A 15305-nucleotide genomic window follows, 5' to 3' on the forward strand; every position below is an offset into this window, starting at 1 on the left:
TTTTGACTCATCATCATACTTGTCCGTTTCGCTCAATATGATAGAAAAGTGAGGTGGTGTATATATGGATCAGGAAGCCGGATTTATGGCGAATTTCATCAGCAGTTATTTTATCGCCCTCGGTGTGTTGCTCGGCGGCGCGCTGATCGGCGGCCTCGGAGCTTATTTATCAGGCGAGCCTCCGCTGACGGCGATCACAAAATTGGCGAACAGGCTGAAGATCTGGGCGCTTGTCGCGGCCATCGGGGGAACATTTGACGCGGTATACAGTTTCGAGCGGGGGCTGTTCGAAGGCAACACGCGCGACATCTTCAAACAGCTTCTTTTAATTATTTCAGCAATGGGCGGCGCGCAGACCGGCTGGCTGATCATTTCATGGCTGACCCAGGAGAATATGTCATCATGAGAATTCCCGAGTATTATAAAAAACCGGGATGGCAGCGTTTTTTTGCGGGAATGATGTGCGGAGCCATCGTCAGCTGGGTGTTCTTTCTGTTTACATACGGAACGTTTCAGGAAGAACAAGTGACGTTAATTGAAAAGCAGCGTGAGCACGCGCGGGATTTAAAAAACCAAATCTCCATCTATCAGAAGGATCTTCATAAATTAAATGAGGATAATAAGCAAAGACTTCTCATCCAAAGTGTTGATGTGAAGCTGATCAATGGGGAAAAATACAGAATCGCCCAGCCTGACAAGATGAAATTTGAGGAACAAGTGAAAGATAATATTTCTGAAGTCATCACAAAGGATATTGAAAGCGTGTATAAAACAAAGGAGCTTTTAAAACGGACGATCGAAAACAAAATATACACCATAAATGAGAAGGAATTTAAAGCTGAAGTAAAGGAACTGACGATTTATACGAGATTGTCTGTCGAAATTCATATTTCTTTTGCGACGTAATTATGTCATTTTTAAAAATTTTCCATAGATCTGTCGCTTTTTTCTCCGCTTTTTTATAAACTGTAGATGAGACATTTTCAATGATTCTGAAGGGAGGAAGGGAAAATGGAGGTTTTTAGTGAACGACGCTTGGCAAAAGATCATGCAGCCCGAATCAGACAAGGCTATTCCGCATATGCAGAAACAGACACACTCGCTTCCCTCATAAAAAAAGAACTCCAAATCTGTAATCTCCGCGTCTACGAAGACCTGACTGATTTCGGCTGCTGGTTCATCCCCGTGACAGATGAACACTAAGAAAGAGGGTCTCCCCTCTACTTGTGTTCGTTACATACCTCTTCCAGATCAGCAAGAATCTGATCGGTTTCATCCCAGCTGAAGATGGATGCGCCGGCCGCAAGCGGATGTCCGCCGCCATTGTATTTCCGGGCAATTCCGTTGATGACCGGACCTTTTGAACGGAACCGGACTCTGATTTGATCGTCTTCTTCTACGAAAAACACCCAAGCGCGGATACCCGAAATATTTCCGAGTGTTCCGACAAGCTGCGACGCTTCAGAAGCGGTGGTTCCATATGTCTCCAAAATGTCTTTTTTAATGAACACGGAAGCGACGCCGTTTTCAGACAGTGACACATTTTGATAAATAAAGCCGTTAAGCTTCACCACATTTAATTTTGTTTCATACAATTGATTGAACAGCTCTGACGATGAAAATGGGAACTCAATGAGCTCTCCCGCGTATTTTAATGTCTTTTTTGTGGTGTTCGGGAATAAGAAGCGCCCCGTATCACCGACGATACCCGCGTAGATCAGCTCAGCTGCTTTCGTATTCAGTTTCCAGCCGTGCTGCTTTCCTTCCAGGTACAGCTCATAGATCATTTCGCTTACGGAGCTTGCATTCGTATCGACCCATAACAGATCGCCATACGGATCTTCATTTGGATGGTGGTCTATTTTCATGAGCTTTGCGCCGGAATGGTAGCGCTGATCGTCGACCCTGCCTTGGTTTGCGGTGTCGCACACGATGACAAGAGCATCTTTATAGGTTTCGTCATCCACCTCATCGAGGGAATATAAAAAAGACAAGGACGGCTCAGGCTGTCCGACGGCAAAAATATTTTTTTCGGGATACGTTTCCCGCAGGATTTCCGTAAGGCCGCACTGTGAACCGTAGGCGTCCGGGTCAGGCCTCACATGTCTATGTAAGATAATGGTGTCATATAATGATATGGTTCTGATCAGTTCGGATTTCATCGTTTTCTCCTTTTCGTTTTTATTCATTTAATCATACTCTTTATCCATGGAAAAGGAAAATCTTTCAGCAACGGTATAAACGGTTTTGCAAACTCATATAATGGAGGATTTCATTTATGCTGGTTTTTGTTTTTCTCATCGGGCTTTCTGCCTGCTTTTACGTGTATTACAAAGTAAAAGGAATCCAGACGAAACGGGCGCTGGAGAAGGAATGTTTTTCGGCTAAATCAAGTATGGCATTAGGCGCGCTGGTGCTTTTGTACGGAGTAAACCAAATGATTCTGTTTCACTCCGTCCTGACCCTGGTCATCGGCGGCGTCTTCATTTTAATCGGAGCAGGCAGCGCATGGGCCGGGTATAAAGCCTATAAGCATTATGAACCCATCCACGCAAAGGAAGCGGAGAGGGACCACGCATAATGAATGCCAAGGGACCCGGGTGCGTCCCTTAACTTCTCTCCATCAGCTGCACCATGAGCATCGCTTTTGAAACGATGCCGCTTTGGCTTGACACTTCCACTTCCATTTTCCCGAATTTCCGGCCCGCCTCTAAAATGCGCGGTTTCACTTCAATGACCGACTCCATCTGTACGGGCTTCAGGAAGAAAATCGTAATGCTTTCAATGACCAGCTCGCCGCGTTTACGGGAACGTAAAAATCGGCTGGCGGCCTGGGTTAAAATCGTCGTAAACACCCCGTAAGAAATCGTGCCGAGCTGATTGGTCATTTGCGGCGTGACTTCATATTGATAAACGGCCGGCGTTTTGTCATCTTCGTCTTCTTTAAATCCCCTTGAAACAATATCATCCAGCTTTTCCCCGACCTGAGGCTGCTTTTGAACCATTTGAAGCGCTTTTAAGACATCCTGGCGGCTGATCATTCCGATCAGTTTGTGATGCCCGTCTGTCACCGGAAGCACTTCAATTCCTTCCCAAACCATCATTTGAGCCGCTGAGGCGACAGATGTTTTCCCGATCACCGTGACAGGGTTTTTGGTCATTACTTTTTCAATCGGAACTGACCGGTCATGCCCCGCGATATCTTTCGATGTAAGGATTCCGTGGATTTTCATCTGCTGATCGATCACCGGGAAGCGGCCGTGTCCGGTTTCATAGTTTTTTTCGTACCATTTCTCCAGCTTATCCTTAGGGGACAGCGTCACTGTCCGATCTGCGGGCGTCAAAATGTCTTCCACGAGCACAATCTCTTTTTTTATGAGCTGATCATAGATCGCCCGGTTGATCATCGCGGCTACCGTAAAGGTATCGTAGCTCGTGGAGAGAATCGGAAGCTCAAGCATATCGGCCAGCTCGATAATGCTGTCGTCGGTATTAAACCCTCCCGTTACCAAAACAGCCGCGCCCGCTTCAAGCGCCTGGCGGTGGGCGTTGATTCGGTTCCCGACGATTAACAGGTTCCCCGCCGCCGTATAACGCATCATCGCGTCAAGCTCCATCGCGCCGATCACAAACTTATTCAACGTTTTATGCAGACCGGCTTTTCCGCCGAGCACCTGGCCGTCTATCACATTGACGACCTCGGCGTATGTCAGCTTTTCAATATTTTCTTTTTTCTTCTGTTCAATCCGGATGGTCCCCACACGTTCAATAGTGGAAACGAATCCTTTGTTTTCGGCTTCCTTAATGGCTCTGTAAGCCGTTCCTTCACTGACTTTCATTTCTTTCGCAATTCTTCTGACCGAAATTTTTTCACCGACAGGAAGCGAATCTATGTATGATAGGATTTGTTCATGCTTTGTTGCCAAGCGTTTCACCTCTAAGGACAGTCTTCTGCTTTTATTATAAGGGTACGGGGGATTCATTCGCAATGAGACGCCCGAAAAAAGGCGGCATCACAAAAAGACCTTCTGAATGCTTGATTCAGAAGGTCTTTGACACATATGTCAGGCAAGCTCAATGGTCTCGCCGACCGCCATGACTTTGCCGACGCCTCCGGGCAGACTTTCGGCGAAAGCGTCAGGGTCCTGTTCAATGACAGGAAATGTATTGTAATGAACGGGAACGACCTGTTTCGCTCTCAGCCATTCAGCCGCGAGTTTCGCATCTTCAGGGCCCATGGTAAAGTTATCACCGATCGGCAGAAACGCCAGGTCAATGTGATTCAGTTCCCCGATCAGTTTCATATCTGAGAACAGCGCCGTGTCCCCGGCGTGGAAAATCGTTTTGCCGTCAATCGTCAATAAAATCCCGGCCGGCATCCCCGTGTACGTAATGGTTTTGTTTTCTTCATCAGTGACCGCCGATCCGTGGAATGCCTGTGTCAGTTTCACTTTACCGAAATCAAATTGGCGCGCCCCGCCGATATGCATCGGGTGGACCTTTAAACCTTTAAAGCCGAGATAAACAGCCAGCTCATTCGGCGCAATGACGAGCGCATCGTTTTGTTTAGCGATCTGCTCTGTATCTCCGACATGGTCATTGTGTCCGTGAGTAAGCAGGATGACATCCGCTTTCACTTCTTCCGGTTTCAAATTTGTCAGACTGTTTCCGGTCAGAAACGGATCAAAAATAATGTTATGGGTTTTCGTTTCCACTTGAATGACAGAATGTCCGTGATAAGTCACTTTCATCGTTTTCACCTCATAAAAAATTAATATTTATCAAGTTCCCTTTTTGACAAACGAAAAAACTTATAGGGATTGATGCCTGTTAATCACATTCAGCCCGCCTGTTGCTTCAATGACCGTTCCGGTTACAAGATCGGAATCTTCTTCACATAAAAAGGCGATGATTCTCGCAATATCCTCTCCGGTTCCGGACCTGCCGATCGGCGTCTTTTCTTTGCCGATTTTCCGTCTTGCTTCCTCAATAGACGCTTCTTTCATATCTCCTACAATATCACCCGGGCAGACCATATTGGCCGTAATGCCTGATTCGGCTTCTTCAATCGCAATGGTTTTCGTTAACGAAGCCAATCCGACTTTAGCCGCTCCGAAAGCGGAACGGTGAAGCCAGCCGGGGGCATGGTCCGCTCCTTGAAAACCGTATGTAATAATCCGGCCGAACCGCTGCTGTCTCATGACCGGGATAACCGCTTTAAACAGATGGAAAACGGCGCTTAAATTCCCTTCAAGCATGCCATACCATTCGTCATCGGAGTAATCGGCAAGCTTTTTGCGCTCAAATATGTACGGCCCGGCATTGTTAATCAGTATGTCAATCCTTCCAAACCGCCGAAGGGCTGCATCGGCGATCCGCATGAGATCTTCTTTCCGGGTTACATCGCCCTTAACGAATTGCAATCTGTCATGGCACCCGGAATAATCCGCCTTCAGACAGGCGACCGCTTCTTCGTCTTGTCTGTAATTCACCGTGACAGAAAAGCCTTTTTCCAGAAGCATTTCAGTCACTTTTCGGCCCAATCCCTTTGTACCGGCAGTGATTAGAGCATGTCGCACATTGAATACCCTCCCCAGGCAACGTTGCCGCTTCAATAAAATCAAGACGTTTCTCCCTCTACTTTACTATAAACAAACGGCAATATCACTTTTTTGCACTTCGTCCGCACGAAAAAAAAGCCGTCTTTACAGACAGCTTAATTTTCTGAAGGAGCAGAGGCTTCCTCCATGCCGACATAACCGCTTTCGTATGCCTCTGAGATGAGCCTGGCCGTTTCTTCACTTTCTTTTTCATCATAGATGTAACGGTCTTGTTCTTTGCGCATTCCTTCTACCTCCCATCTTTATAGATGTAGGGTGTCTGATATGACGGGAAAATATGAAGGAAATTTCAGCAAATTAAATGCCGGCGCAGGCTTTTGCTTTTACGAGCGCCTGTTCTACCTGCTGAAAACCCGTTCCGCCGGCGCTCATTCTTTTTTCAACCGCATGATGCGGATCGAGCACGGTATAGATGTCTTCTTCAAAGAGACTGCTGGCTTGAAGGAATTCTTCAAATGCCATATCACTTAAATAGATTCCTTTTTCAATGCATCTGTACACAAGCTTGCCGACCACTTCATGCGCTTCTCTGAACGGCATGCCTTTTTTAGCTAAATAATCGGCAAGTTCCGTCGCGTTTGAAAAATCTTGTTTTGTCGCTTGTTTCATGATGTCTTTGTTTACTTTCATCGTTTCAATCATGCCCGTGAAAATCTGAAGGCTTCCTTCAACGGTTTTCACCGTGTCAAACATGCCTTCTTTATCTTCCTGCAGGTCTTTGTTGTAAGCGAGCGGGAGCCCTTTCATAATCGTGAAAAGCCCCATCATATCACCGTATACGCGTCCGGTTTTACCGCGGATCAGCTCCGCCATGTCGGGGTTTTTCTTCTGCGGCATCATGCTGCTTCCCGTCGCATACGTATCATCCAGTTCAATGAATCTGAATTCCTGCGAGCACCATAGAATGATTTCTTCTGATAAACGCGAAAGGTGCATCATCAGCATGCTGCTGCCGCTTAAAAACTCGAGAATAAAATCTCTGTCACTGACTCCGTCAAGACTGTTCTCATAAATGGAGTCAAAACCGAGCAGCTCCGCCGAATAGTTACGGTCTATCGGAAACGTGGTTCCGGCAAGCGCCCCGCATCCGAGCGGCGATATGTTAATCCGCTTCATAGCATCGCGAAAACGCTCTTTATCCCGTTCAAGCATCCAAAAATAAGCAAGCAGATGGTGGGCGAAAGAAATCGGCTGAGCCCGCTGTAAATGGGTGTACCCCGGCAGAATGGTCTCGACATTGGCCTCCGCTTTTTCGATCAGCGCTTTTTGGAACTGTTCAATCAGCACGATGATATGTGAGACATGATCTTTCAAATACAAATGCATGTCGGTCGCCACCTGGTCATTCCGGCTTCTGCCGGTATGGAGCTTGCCGCCTAGCGGTCCGATTTCTTCGATCAGCATTTTTTCAATATTCAAATGGATATCTTCATAATCAACAGAGAATTCAAGCGTTCCTTCATCTGCTTTTTGCAGGAGGGTCTGCAGCCCCTGTCGGATGGCGCCTTCTTCTTCTTCCGTCAGAATGCCGCATTTTTTCAGCATTGCCGCATGAGCGAGAGACCCTGTAATATCCTCTTTGACTAAGTTTTGGTCGAATGTGATGGATGCGCCGAACTCATCGACCCACTTTTCCGGTGTTTTTTGAAAACGGCCTCCCCAAAGCTTCTTCATGCTTCAATCTGCTCCTTCTTTTTCACAATGCTGTTTACTTTTGTCGGCAGCCCCCAAAGCTCAATGAAACCGATTGCCGCGTGATGGTCAAAAGCATCGTCTTTTGTATATGTCGCAAGTTTTTCGTCGTAGAGTGAATATTCCGACTTACGTCCTTCTACAATGGCATGGCCTTTAAACAGCTTGACGCGCACGACGCCGGTGACGTGTTTTTGGGTTTCTTTCAAGAATGCAAGCAGCGCGTCTTTTAACGGCGAGAACCATAAACCGTTATAGATGATTTCAGACAGTTTTTGTTCAATTGCCGGTTTGAAATGGGCCACTTCTTTCACTAAAGTCAGATCCTCAAGTTCTTTGTGAGCCGTAATCAAAGTCATGGCGCCCGGGCACTCATAAACTTCACGGGACTTAATGCCGACCAGGCGGTTTTCCACATGGTCAATCCGGCCGATGCCGTGTTTTCCGGCAGTCTCGTTCAGCTTGAGAATTAAATCAGCGAGCGGGTAGGTTACGCCGTCGATTGAAACCGGAACACCGGCTTCAAATGCGATTTCGATGATTTCCGGAACGTCCGGCGTGTTTTCAAGAGATGCTGTCAGGTCATATGCCCCTTCAGGCGGCGCCGCCCACGGATCTTCTAATATACCGCATTCGTTGGCACGTCCCCACAGGTTCTGGTCGATGGAATACGGGCTGTCAAGATTGATCGGAATCGGTATGCCGCGGCTTGCGGCATATTCAATTTCTTCTTCACGCGACCATTGCCACTCACGGACCGGAGCAATGACCTCCAGATCAGGATTTAATGATTTAATGGATACTTCGAAACGCACCTGATCGTTGCCTTTTCCCGTGCAGCCGTGCGCTACGGCCACCGCGTTTTCCTTTTCCGCGACTTCAACGAGTTTTTTCGCGATTAACGGACGAGATAATGCAGATACGAGCGGATACTTGCCTTCATACATTGTATGGGCCTGCATAGAAATGAGCGCGTACTCCCGGGCGAATTCTTCTTTCGCATCAATCACATAGGAATTTACGGCGCCTACTTCCAGCGCTTTTTGCTGAACGAATGCCAAATCCTTTCCTTCACCTACGTCTAAGCAGCAGGCAACAACATCGTATCCCTGTTCTTGCAGCCATTTTATCGCTACAGAAGTATCAAGACCTCCTGAGTATGCCAATACAACCTTTTTTTGTTCTGCCATGTTAAAAGCTCCCTTTTGTATAAAAATTAGTTTTAATTAATAAAAATGCATTTTGTATGTATACACTGTAACAAGTAAATTCTGTTTTTTCAAGCCTTTTATAAAAAAAAACCCCACCCAATTTTTTGAGCGGAGCAGAGCCTTTTTATACATTTATAAATCTTTTCGGATTTCCCGAAGCACATGGGGCAGTTCAGGAATAATCAGTTTACTCATTGCAAGCTTTACGGCGCCTGAGGAGCCGGGCGTGCAGAAGACTGCGGTATTTTGGATCACACCCGCTGCCGCTCTGGACAAAATGGCCGCGGAACCGATGTCCTCCGTATAGCTCAGCATGCGGAACAGCTCGCCGAATCCCGGGAGTTCTTTTGAAAACAGCGGCGTGACCGCTTCAATTGTGACATCCCTTTCGGCAATGCCCGTCCCTCCGTTTAACAGCACCGCATCTGTATATTCATCCATACAGCCGGATAAAACGGCTTTCTGCAATTCATCTTTTTCATCTTTAACAATGTCATAAGCGACCGTTTCAAATCCCGCTTCCCTGAGGAAGTCCATCATGACGCGCCCGCTTTTGTCGGTTTCTTTCGTTCTCGTGTCGCTGACTGTGATCACCTTGCAGCGCACGGCTGACGGGGCTTCTTGTTTATGTTCATGCACACTCATTGCTTCACCTCATCGTTTATGTATTAAACATATCGTAACGTTTGATCCTGGGGCATTCAATAAAAAAGCACACCCTAAAAGGATGTGCTTTTTTTGATCATTACTGTGCAAGGCGGACAACGTCGCGTGCGATCATGACCTCTTCGTCAGTCGGAATGATCATGACTTTGACAGGAGAGTGAGGGTAGCTGATAAACGCTTCCTCGCCGCGCACGTTGTTCAGCGCAGGATCCCAATATACACCCATGAATTCTAAGCCGCGAAGCACGCGTTCTCTGACTTCAACGCTGTTTTCACCGATACCCGCAGTGAAAATAATTGCGTCAACGCCGCTCATTCTCGCAGCGTAAGAACCGATGTATTTATGGATTCTGCTTGCAAACACTTCAAGAGCCGTTTCCGCTCTTTCGTTTCCTTCTTTTGAAGCTTCTACGATATCGCGAAGGTCGCTGGAGAAACCGGATACGCCAAGCAGTCCGCTCTTTTTATTTAACGTATTTAATACTTCATCTGCCGTCTGATCCGTTTTTTCCATAATGTACGGAATCAATGCAGGGTCGATGTTTCCTGAACGTGTTCCCATCGCAACACCCGCAAGCGGTGTGAAGCCCATTGACGTATCAATGGATTTTCCGCCTTCTACCGCCGCGATACTTGCGCCGTTACCGAGGTGGCAGGAAATCAGACGCAAATCTTCAAGCGGGCGGCCGAGAAGCTCAGCTGCGCGCTGTGTCACGTATTTATGAGATGTGCCGTGGAAACCGTATTTGCGAATGCCGTATTTCTCGTAGTATTCGTACGGTAGGCTGTACAGGTAAGATTGTTCAGGCATCGTTTGGTGGAACGCCGTATCAAACACTGCAACCGCAGGCACATTCGGAAGCACTTCTTTAAAGGCTTTAATGCCGACGATGTTAGCCGGGTTGTGAAGCGGCGCTAGTTCTGAAATCTCTTCAATCTCACGGATTGTTTCATCCGTAAGCAAAACAGAATCGCTGAATTTTTCTCCGCCGTGAACCACACGGTGGCCGATTCCGTCAATTTCATTTAAATCCTTTATAATACCGAATTCAGTCAGCTTGTGAAGCAGCATCTTCACCGCAACCGCATGATCCGGAATATCTGTCACTTCTGTATTTTTTTCGCCGTTAACAGAGATTGTGAAAACGCTGTCGGCGATACCGATCCGTTCTACTAAACCTTTTGTTAGCACCTTTTCTGAAGGCATTTCGAATAACTGAAATTTTAAAGATGAGCTTCCTGCGTTAATTGCAATAATTTTAGACATAAATGACGCTCCTATCAAAATTCTTCTTCGTTTGTTCGTTCTTTTTTCCCAGACCATAATTGCAGTCCAAAAAATATCTGACTTTTCCATTTAAACATTGTCAACTCAGCATTTCAAGTCAACATCCACATTGGTACCGCTTACAATATGAAGTCGATATTTTCTGATAAATTTCATTTGTGCCAAATGGACGGCACGGTCTTACGGAATGTTATTTTCTTTCCTTAATTTGTGTTATCGTCCTGATTTCCATTCATTTTAAAAAGCAAAAAGCAGCGCGGGATTTTGCATCTCACACTGCTTTTTCGCCATTATTTTTCTTTTTGAATCCATTGATCCAATTTTGCCATCATCTCCCGCATCGCCTGCTGGTTCGCAAAAGAAGGAAGATTCGCCAAAAGCGCTTGTTTCGGCGGCTTTGCGTCTTCGCCTTTTTTCTGCAAGATTAAAATGCTCTTTGCCTGCGCTTCGTCTTTAAACATAGTAGCCGGCAGCTGAAGAAGGGCGTTGATATACACTTTTTCCGCAAAAAACCGCTTCAGTTTATCGCTTTGCGCGCTGTCAAACAGATGGTTCGGAATCATAAAAAATAAGTATCCGCCCGGTTTTGTATGTTTGACGCTCTGCTCAATAAATAAGTGGTGAGCAAAAGAGTGGCCTTCATCCGCTTTCAGCTCAAACGCTTCAGCGCCTTCGTCATTCGGATAGTAGCCGACCGGCAAATCGCAGATGACCGCATCGGCCGGTTCGATAAATAACGGCTGAAGACTGTCCTGGCAGAACAGCTCCATTTCTTTTTCCTGCAGATTCGCCTGAGCATAAGCGATCTTCAGAAGGACATCGTCGATTTCAATGCCGAAGCTTTTTGCCGCTTTGTCCGAAAGCTGGTTTGCCGCGGTCAGCAGAAGATTTCCGGTGCCGCAGGCGGGGTCCAGCAATGTCAGGCCTTTTCGGCCGCCCGTAAATTTATTCACGAGGTAACTGATGAAAATGCCGATCGTATCAGGCGTCATCTGTCTGTTCGGATGGGACTTATCTTTCAGCCCTTTTAAAATGGCGAGCTGGAACGCCTTGCGGATCCATTCATGCTCCCATTTTCTGAAGTCTGCTTTCGCAAGCAGGCTGTTAAGCTCGCCGGTTTGCTTTTCCTGAAGCGGAAGCTGGTCGGCCTTTTCAAGAAAATACATTTCTCCCGCTTCCGCAAGCCCCTCAATATATGAAATCTGAAGGCCTTCTGCTATCACTTGGGCGGCTTCATCTAAAAGTTCATAAATCTGACCGACATGGTCGTGTTGCATGCTGTTTCCTCCTTGCCATGAAAAGAGCTCCGCGGCAGCACCCGGAGCTCTTTTTCTCTCTTTACTTGATTAACGCTTTTGCAGCTTCGATAGGCTTTTCATAATTCGGGTGGTTTGTCGCTTCGCTTACGTATTCCGCGTAAACGACTTTTCCGTCCTGATCAAGGACAAATACGGAACGTGCCAAAAGACGAAGTTCTTTGATGTGAACACCGAATGCTTCACCAAATGACATCTCTTTATGATCCGATAATGTTTCAACTTTATCAATTCCGTTCGCTCCGCACCAGCGCGCTTGTGCAAACGGAAGGTCGGCGCTGATTGTATAAACGTTCACATCACCGAGTTTTGCGGCTTCTTCGTTGAAGCGGCGTGTCTGCGCGTCACATACGCCTGTGTCAATGGAAGGAATAACGGATATGATCGTTACTTTCCCTTTCATATCTGCTAATGTCTTCTCTTCTAATCCGTTTGTCAGAACCGTGAAGTCAGGAGCTTGGTCACCCGGTTTCACTTCTTGTCCGATCAGCGTCACGGCTCCGCCTTTAAATGTAATTTCAGCCATTTTGATTCCTCCCTTTATCTATGTATAGCTCTATCATAGTCGAGTTTTATGCAAACTGCAAAGGTTATGCCGCATCGTAAAAAAAGCTAACTGCGGGCGGCAGTTAACTTTTCTGTTATAAATCGATATCCGTTCTTTTTTGGTTCCGGCCTTTTTCATTCTTTTTAAACATATGCTGGATGCGTTCAATCGTTTGAGGCGCGGAGTCTAACAGTTTATCAATCAGATGGGTGTTTTCGTCTAAATGAAGCATGCGCACGCCGTTTGTTCCGACAATCAGAAACGCAATCGGCGTAATGGATACTCCGCCGCCGCTTCCGCCGCCGAACGGGAGCTTCTGCTCTTTTCTTTCATCGTCCTCGGTTCTTTTTTCAGCCGGCTTTCCTCCAAACTCGCTTCCGCCCGCTGCAAATCCGAATCCGACCTTTGAAACCGTTAAGATTACGCTGCCGTCAGGCGTTTCAACAGGATCGCCGATGATTGTATTCACGTCAATCATTTCTTTTAAATTTTCCATAGCGGTTTTCATTAAACCTTGAATGGGATGGTCTGCCATATGCGCTCCTCCTTAAACTGATGAATCATTCTTTGAAGCAACCGGAACCGGCTGTTTCTTTCGTATGATAGAAAGTCCGTTCCGCCCGTATTTGAGCAATTTGAAAGCTGCACCTATAAGATGTCCAAAACGAAAAAAGAATATACACTGCAAATGCGTCTTGGATGCAGGCACTTGAAAAGACGGAATGACTTCGCACACCGGTTTATGTATGAAACGCAGATGATCATACAGCATCGCCGTAAGTCCTCCCTTTACGGCCCACAATCCGCCGGCGGCGATTCCAGTAACGGCGGCGTCCTTTATTCCGATAACCGTCACCCATTCGAACTTCGTAACACGGACTCCCGCAAGAAATGAAGCGACGATTTGGCGCATCTGAAAGACTTGGTGCAGAATCATTTCTATTCTGTGAATGCTCTGTTTGACATCTTCATATGTGATTTTTTTCTTCTCTTTTTTCTGACCTTTCATTTCTGATTTTGTGTCCTGTTTGACATCAATTGACGCGTCTTCGCTGTTTACTTTAATGACGGGCAGCGTTTTTTTAATACGGATCAGCCCGTATAAGGCCGAGATTTCAAACGTCAGTTTGTCGTTATCTTTATCGTGAAGATATTCGAAAGTCAGGTGGATTTTCATCCTCATGAGCAGCCAGGCTAAAATGAGAATGAGAATAACAGCTGCTGCGGCATATCCCATAAGCTTCACTTCCTTAGCAGCATTATCGCCAAAACCAAAAAAAATAAACCCGGACGTTTATTCCGGGTTTACTGCTTTTATTTGCGGTACAGCGCTTCGTGAATCACCGTTGTGTCGGCGATCAGATCATGAATGCCCTGCTTTTTGGGCGTAAACGCAATGACGATATAGAGAATCCAGATTTTATCGATATAACGCCCCACCGCTTCTCTGAAAATGACGGTGCTCCAAGTCAGCGGCTTTCCGGGCGTCAAAGAAGTGACCTTTAACCCGAAGACCATCTTGCCGAGTGTCTGATGAAACCATTTCGTCATGAACACAAAATAGGCGAGGTAGACGATCAGGGTTGTGACGGAATAAGCTGAGATTGTAAACATTCCGCTTGTTGCCGGGAGCTTCATCAGCGTGAAAATCGGTGAAACGATGAGATGGTTAAGTCCCCAGACCACCAGCCAATCAAGAAGAAACGCCCAAAACCTGATCCAAAAGCCCGCATATGCCTGCTCGGGCGCCCTCTGTTGTTCGGCTTCCTCTTCTTTGCCGTGAAAGCCTTCGTAAGTCGCGTCCATTCTTTCTTCCCCCCTACTTTGCATAGAGATACATCATCCGCGGCGAACCGGATTGCGAAATGAGTTCTTTCATATTCAGAAAATCAATTTCGCTTTTAAACATTTTCGCTGCGCTCATGGAAAAGAGCGAGCCTAATCCGAATCCTTCCTCGTATGTGATGACTGAAGCGTTTTTCATATTTTTATGGTCCTTTTTCATCGCGCTGATCGTATCATCGTAAAAACCGAGCTCATCAACGAGGCCGATTTTTTTCGCTTGTCTGCCGTCGTAAACACGGCCGTCGGCAATTTTTTTCACATCCGCTTTTGACATGTGCCGGCCTTTTGAAATGACATTGACAAATCCTTCATAAGAATCGTTGACCATTGTCTGCATGATCTTTCTTTCTTCCTTCGTCATGTCGCGGGTCGGGGACATGATGTCTTTATGCGCGCCGCTTTTAATGGTTTCAAACTTGATGCCGAGTTCATCGGCGAGCTTGGAATAATTGACGCTTTCCATGATGACGCCCAGTGAACCCGTGAGCGTTTCCGGTGAAGCATAGATTTTATCGGCGGCCGTTGAAATATAGTAGCCTCCCGATGCCGCCATGGAGCCCATGGATACATAAATCGGTTTCTTGGTTTCTTTCTTTAGTTCTTCCAGTTTTTTATGTATTTCCGCGCTTTCGTACACGCCTCCGCCAGGGGAATTGATTTTCAGCACAATTCCTTTGACGCTTTTGTCTTCTTTCGCACGCTCAACCTGTTTTAAAAATGATCTGTGATCATACCCGCCTGAGCTGAGCAGGCCAGCGGACCCGCCGTTATCCTCAATCGTGCCGTCCACTTCAAGCACGGCGATTTTACTGCCGGGGCTGCCCTTATCCAGCGTCACTTCCTCTGTGTCATCTGTCAGTGATGCAAAGTCAGACCCTGTATCTCCGATATTCTTCAGCACCCCGACGGTCACACTTGCAATGACTGATACGCCGAAAATGCCGAGCGCGATGACGAGCGCAATCCATCTTTTTGCATTCATTTGTTCTCCTCCTTTTCTGTCAATATTCGTACGTTCCCCCGTAAAAAAAGATTCATTTTTTTCATGAAGCGCTTTCCCTTAACGGATAAACAGGAAACATGTTACACTATTGCCACAGGTATTTTAACACAATACCT

The 15305-nt window shown here is 46.5% G+C and carries 19 protein-coding genes; 4 read left to right on the plus strand and 15 right to left on the minus strand.

The genetic code is table 11. The annotated features are described in order from the left end of the window. The first annotated feature begins 64 nt into the window (after positions 1–64). From NYE42_RS14530 to NYE42_RS14540, 3 genes are all read left to right on the plus strand, one after another. Positions 65–406, plus strand: a complete 342-nt coding sequence (locus NYE42_RS14530) for a YtrH family sporulation protein (RefSeq protein WP_003152438.1) — start codon at positions 65–67, stop codon at positions 404–406. Then, on the plus strand, positions 403–906 hold the full coding sequence (gene ytrI, locus NYE42_RS14535) for a sporulation membrane protein YtrI (RefSeq protein WP_053573121.1): 504 nt from the start codon (positions 403–405) through the stop codon (positions 904–906). Before NYE42_RS14530 ends, ytrI begins: the two co-directional genes overlap by 4 nt. A gap of 105 nt (positions 907–1011) precedes the next feature. Next, entirely contained in the window at positions 1012–1203 is a 192-nt protein-coding gene (locus NYE42_RS14540; protein ID WP_007408061.1) for a hypothetical protein, read from the plus strand. Positions 1204–1220: 17 nt separating this feature from the next. Here the strand turns inward: NYE42_RS14540 and NYE42_RS14545 are convergent, their stop codons facing one another. Next, positions 1221–2162 (minus strand): bifunctional oligoribonuclease/PAP phosphatase NrnA, encoded by a 942-nt coding sequence (locus NYE42_RS14545; protein WP_003152435.1) that lies wholly within the window; start codon positions 2160–2162, stop codon positions 1221–1223. Positions 2163–2278: 116 nt separating this feature from the next. Here NYE42_RS14545 and NYE42_RS14550 point away from each other — a divergent pair, with 116 nt between their 5' ends. After that, positions 2279–2581, plus strand: a complete 303-nt coding sequence (locus NYE42_RS14550) for a YtpI family protein (protein ID WP_003152434.1) — start codon at positions 2279–2281, stop codon at positions 2579–2581. Between the two features lie 28 nt (positions 2582–2609). On the opposite strand, the gene NYE42_RS14555 is transcribed toward NYE42_RS14550, so the two are convergent. The 14 genes from NYE42_RS14555 to sppA all read right to left on the minus strand — a co-directional run bounded on the left by NYE42_RS14555 (position 2610) and on the right by sppA (position 15168). Beyond that, positions 2610–3926, minus strand: coding sequence for a CBS domain-containing protein (locus NYE42_RS14555; RefSeq protein ID WP_012118175.1), 1317 nt, complete (start codon positions 3924–3926; stop codon positions 2610–2612). 138 nt (positions 3927–4064) lie between these two features. Beyond that, positions 4065–4751: a metal-dependent hydrolase gene (locus NYE42_RS14560; protein WP_007408057.1), complete on the minus strand. Its 687-nt coding sequence runs from the start codon at positions 4749–4751 to the stop codon at positions 4065–4067. Between the two features lie 60 nt (positions 4752–4811). Then, positions 4812–5579: an SDR family oxidoreductase gene (locus NYE42_RS14565; RefSeq protein ID WP_352426555.1), complete on the minus strand. Its 768-nt coding sequence runs from the start codon at positions 5577–5579 to the stop codon at positions 4812–4814. 137 nt (positions 5580–5716) lie between these two features. Continuing rightward, positions 5717–5845: a hypothetical protein gene (locus NYE42_RS14570; protein WP_007408056.1), complete on the minus strand. Its 129-nt coding sequence runs from the start codon at positions 5843–5845 to the stop codon at positions 5717–5719. A 73-nt stretch (positions 5846–5918) separates the two neighbouring features. Beyond that, entirely contained in the window at positions 5919–7295 is a 1377-nt protein-coding gene (gene argH / locus NYE42_RS14575) for an argininosuccinate lyase (protein WP_015417995.1), read from the minus strand. Beyond that, positions 7292–8503: an argininosuccinate synthase gene (locus tag NYE42_RS14580; RefSeq protein ID WP_003152428.1), complete on the minus strand. Its 1212-nt coding sequence runs from the start codon at positions 8501–8503 to the stop codon at positions 7292–7294. The genes argH and NYE42_RS14580 overlap by 4 nt, the downstream gene beginning before the upstream one ends. A 153-nt stretch (positions 8504–8656) precedes the next feature. Then, on the minus strand, positions 8657–9169 hold the full coding sequence (locus NYE42_RS14585; protein WP_007408054.1) for a molybdenum cofactor biosynthesis protein B: 513 nt from the start codon (positions 9167–9169) through the stop codon (positions 8657–8659). Between the two features lie 100 nt (positions 9170–9269). Next, positions 9270–10457 carry an acetate kinase gene (locus NYE42_RS14590; protein WP_007408053.1) on the minus strand — a complete coding sequence of 396 codons (1188 nt, stop codon included), beginning with the start codon at positions 10455–10457 and terminating at the stop codon, positions 9270–9272. A 311-nt stretch (positions 10458–10768) separates the two neighbouring features. Beyond that, positions 10769–11755, minus strand: a complete 987-nt coding sequence (locus NYE42_RS14595; RefSeq protein WP_015240376.1) for a class I SAM-dependent methyltransferase — start codon at positions 11753–11755, stop codon at positions 10769–10771. Between the two features lie 61 nt (positions 11756–11816). Beyond that, positions 11817–12320, minus strand: coding sequence for a thiol peroxidase (gene tpx / locus NYE42_RS14600; RefSeq protein ID WP_007613091.1), 504 nt, complete (start codon positions 12318–12320; stop codon positions 11817–11819). Between the two features lie 115 nt (positions 12321–12435). Beyond that, complete coding sequence (gene ytfJ, locus NYE42_RS14605) at positions 12436–12876, minus strand: GerW family sporulation protein (protein WP_013353179.1); 441 nt, start codon at positions 12874–12876, stop codon at positions 12436–12438. Between the two features lie 12 nt (positions 12877–12888). Then, the gene (locus tag NYE42_RS14610) at positions 12889–13578 is read right to left on the minus strand and encodes a DUF2953 domain-containing protein (RefSeq protein ID WP_144663882.1); all 690 of its coding nucleotides are present in this window, start codon (positions 13576–13578) and stop codon (positions 12889–12891) included. Positions 13579–13655: 77 nt separating this feature from the next. Next, the gene (locus NYE42_RS14615) at positions 13656–14147 is read right to left on the minus strand and encodes an RDD family protein (protein ID WP_007408048.1); all 492 of its coding nucleotides are present in this window, start codon (positions 14145–14147) and stop codon (positions 13656–13658) included. Positions 14148–14160: 13 nt separating this feature from the next. After that, complete coding sequence (sppA, locus tag NYE42_RS14620; RefSeq protein WP_003152419.1) at positions 14161–15168, minus strand: signal peptide peptidase SppA; 1008 nt, start codon at positions 15166–15168, stop codon at positions 14161–14163. Positions 15169–15305 lie beyond the last annotated feature (137 nt).

Origin of the sequence: Bacillus sp. FSL K6-2865 (genome assembly GCF_040311405.1) — a bacterium.
GTDB classification, from domain to species: domain Bacteria; phylum Bacillota; class Bacilli; order Bacillales; family Bacillaceae; genus Bacillus; species Bacillus velezensis.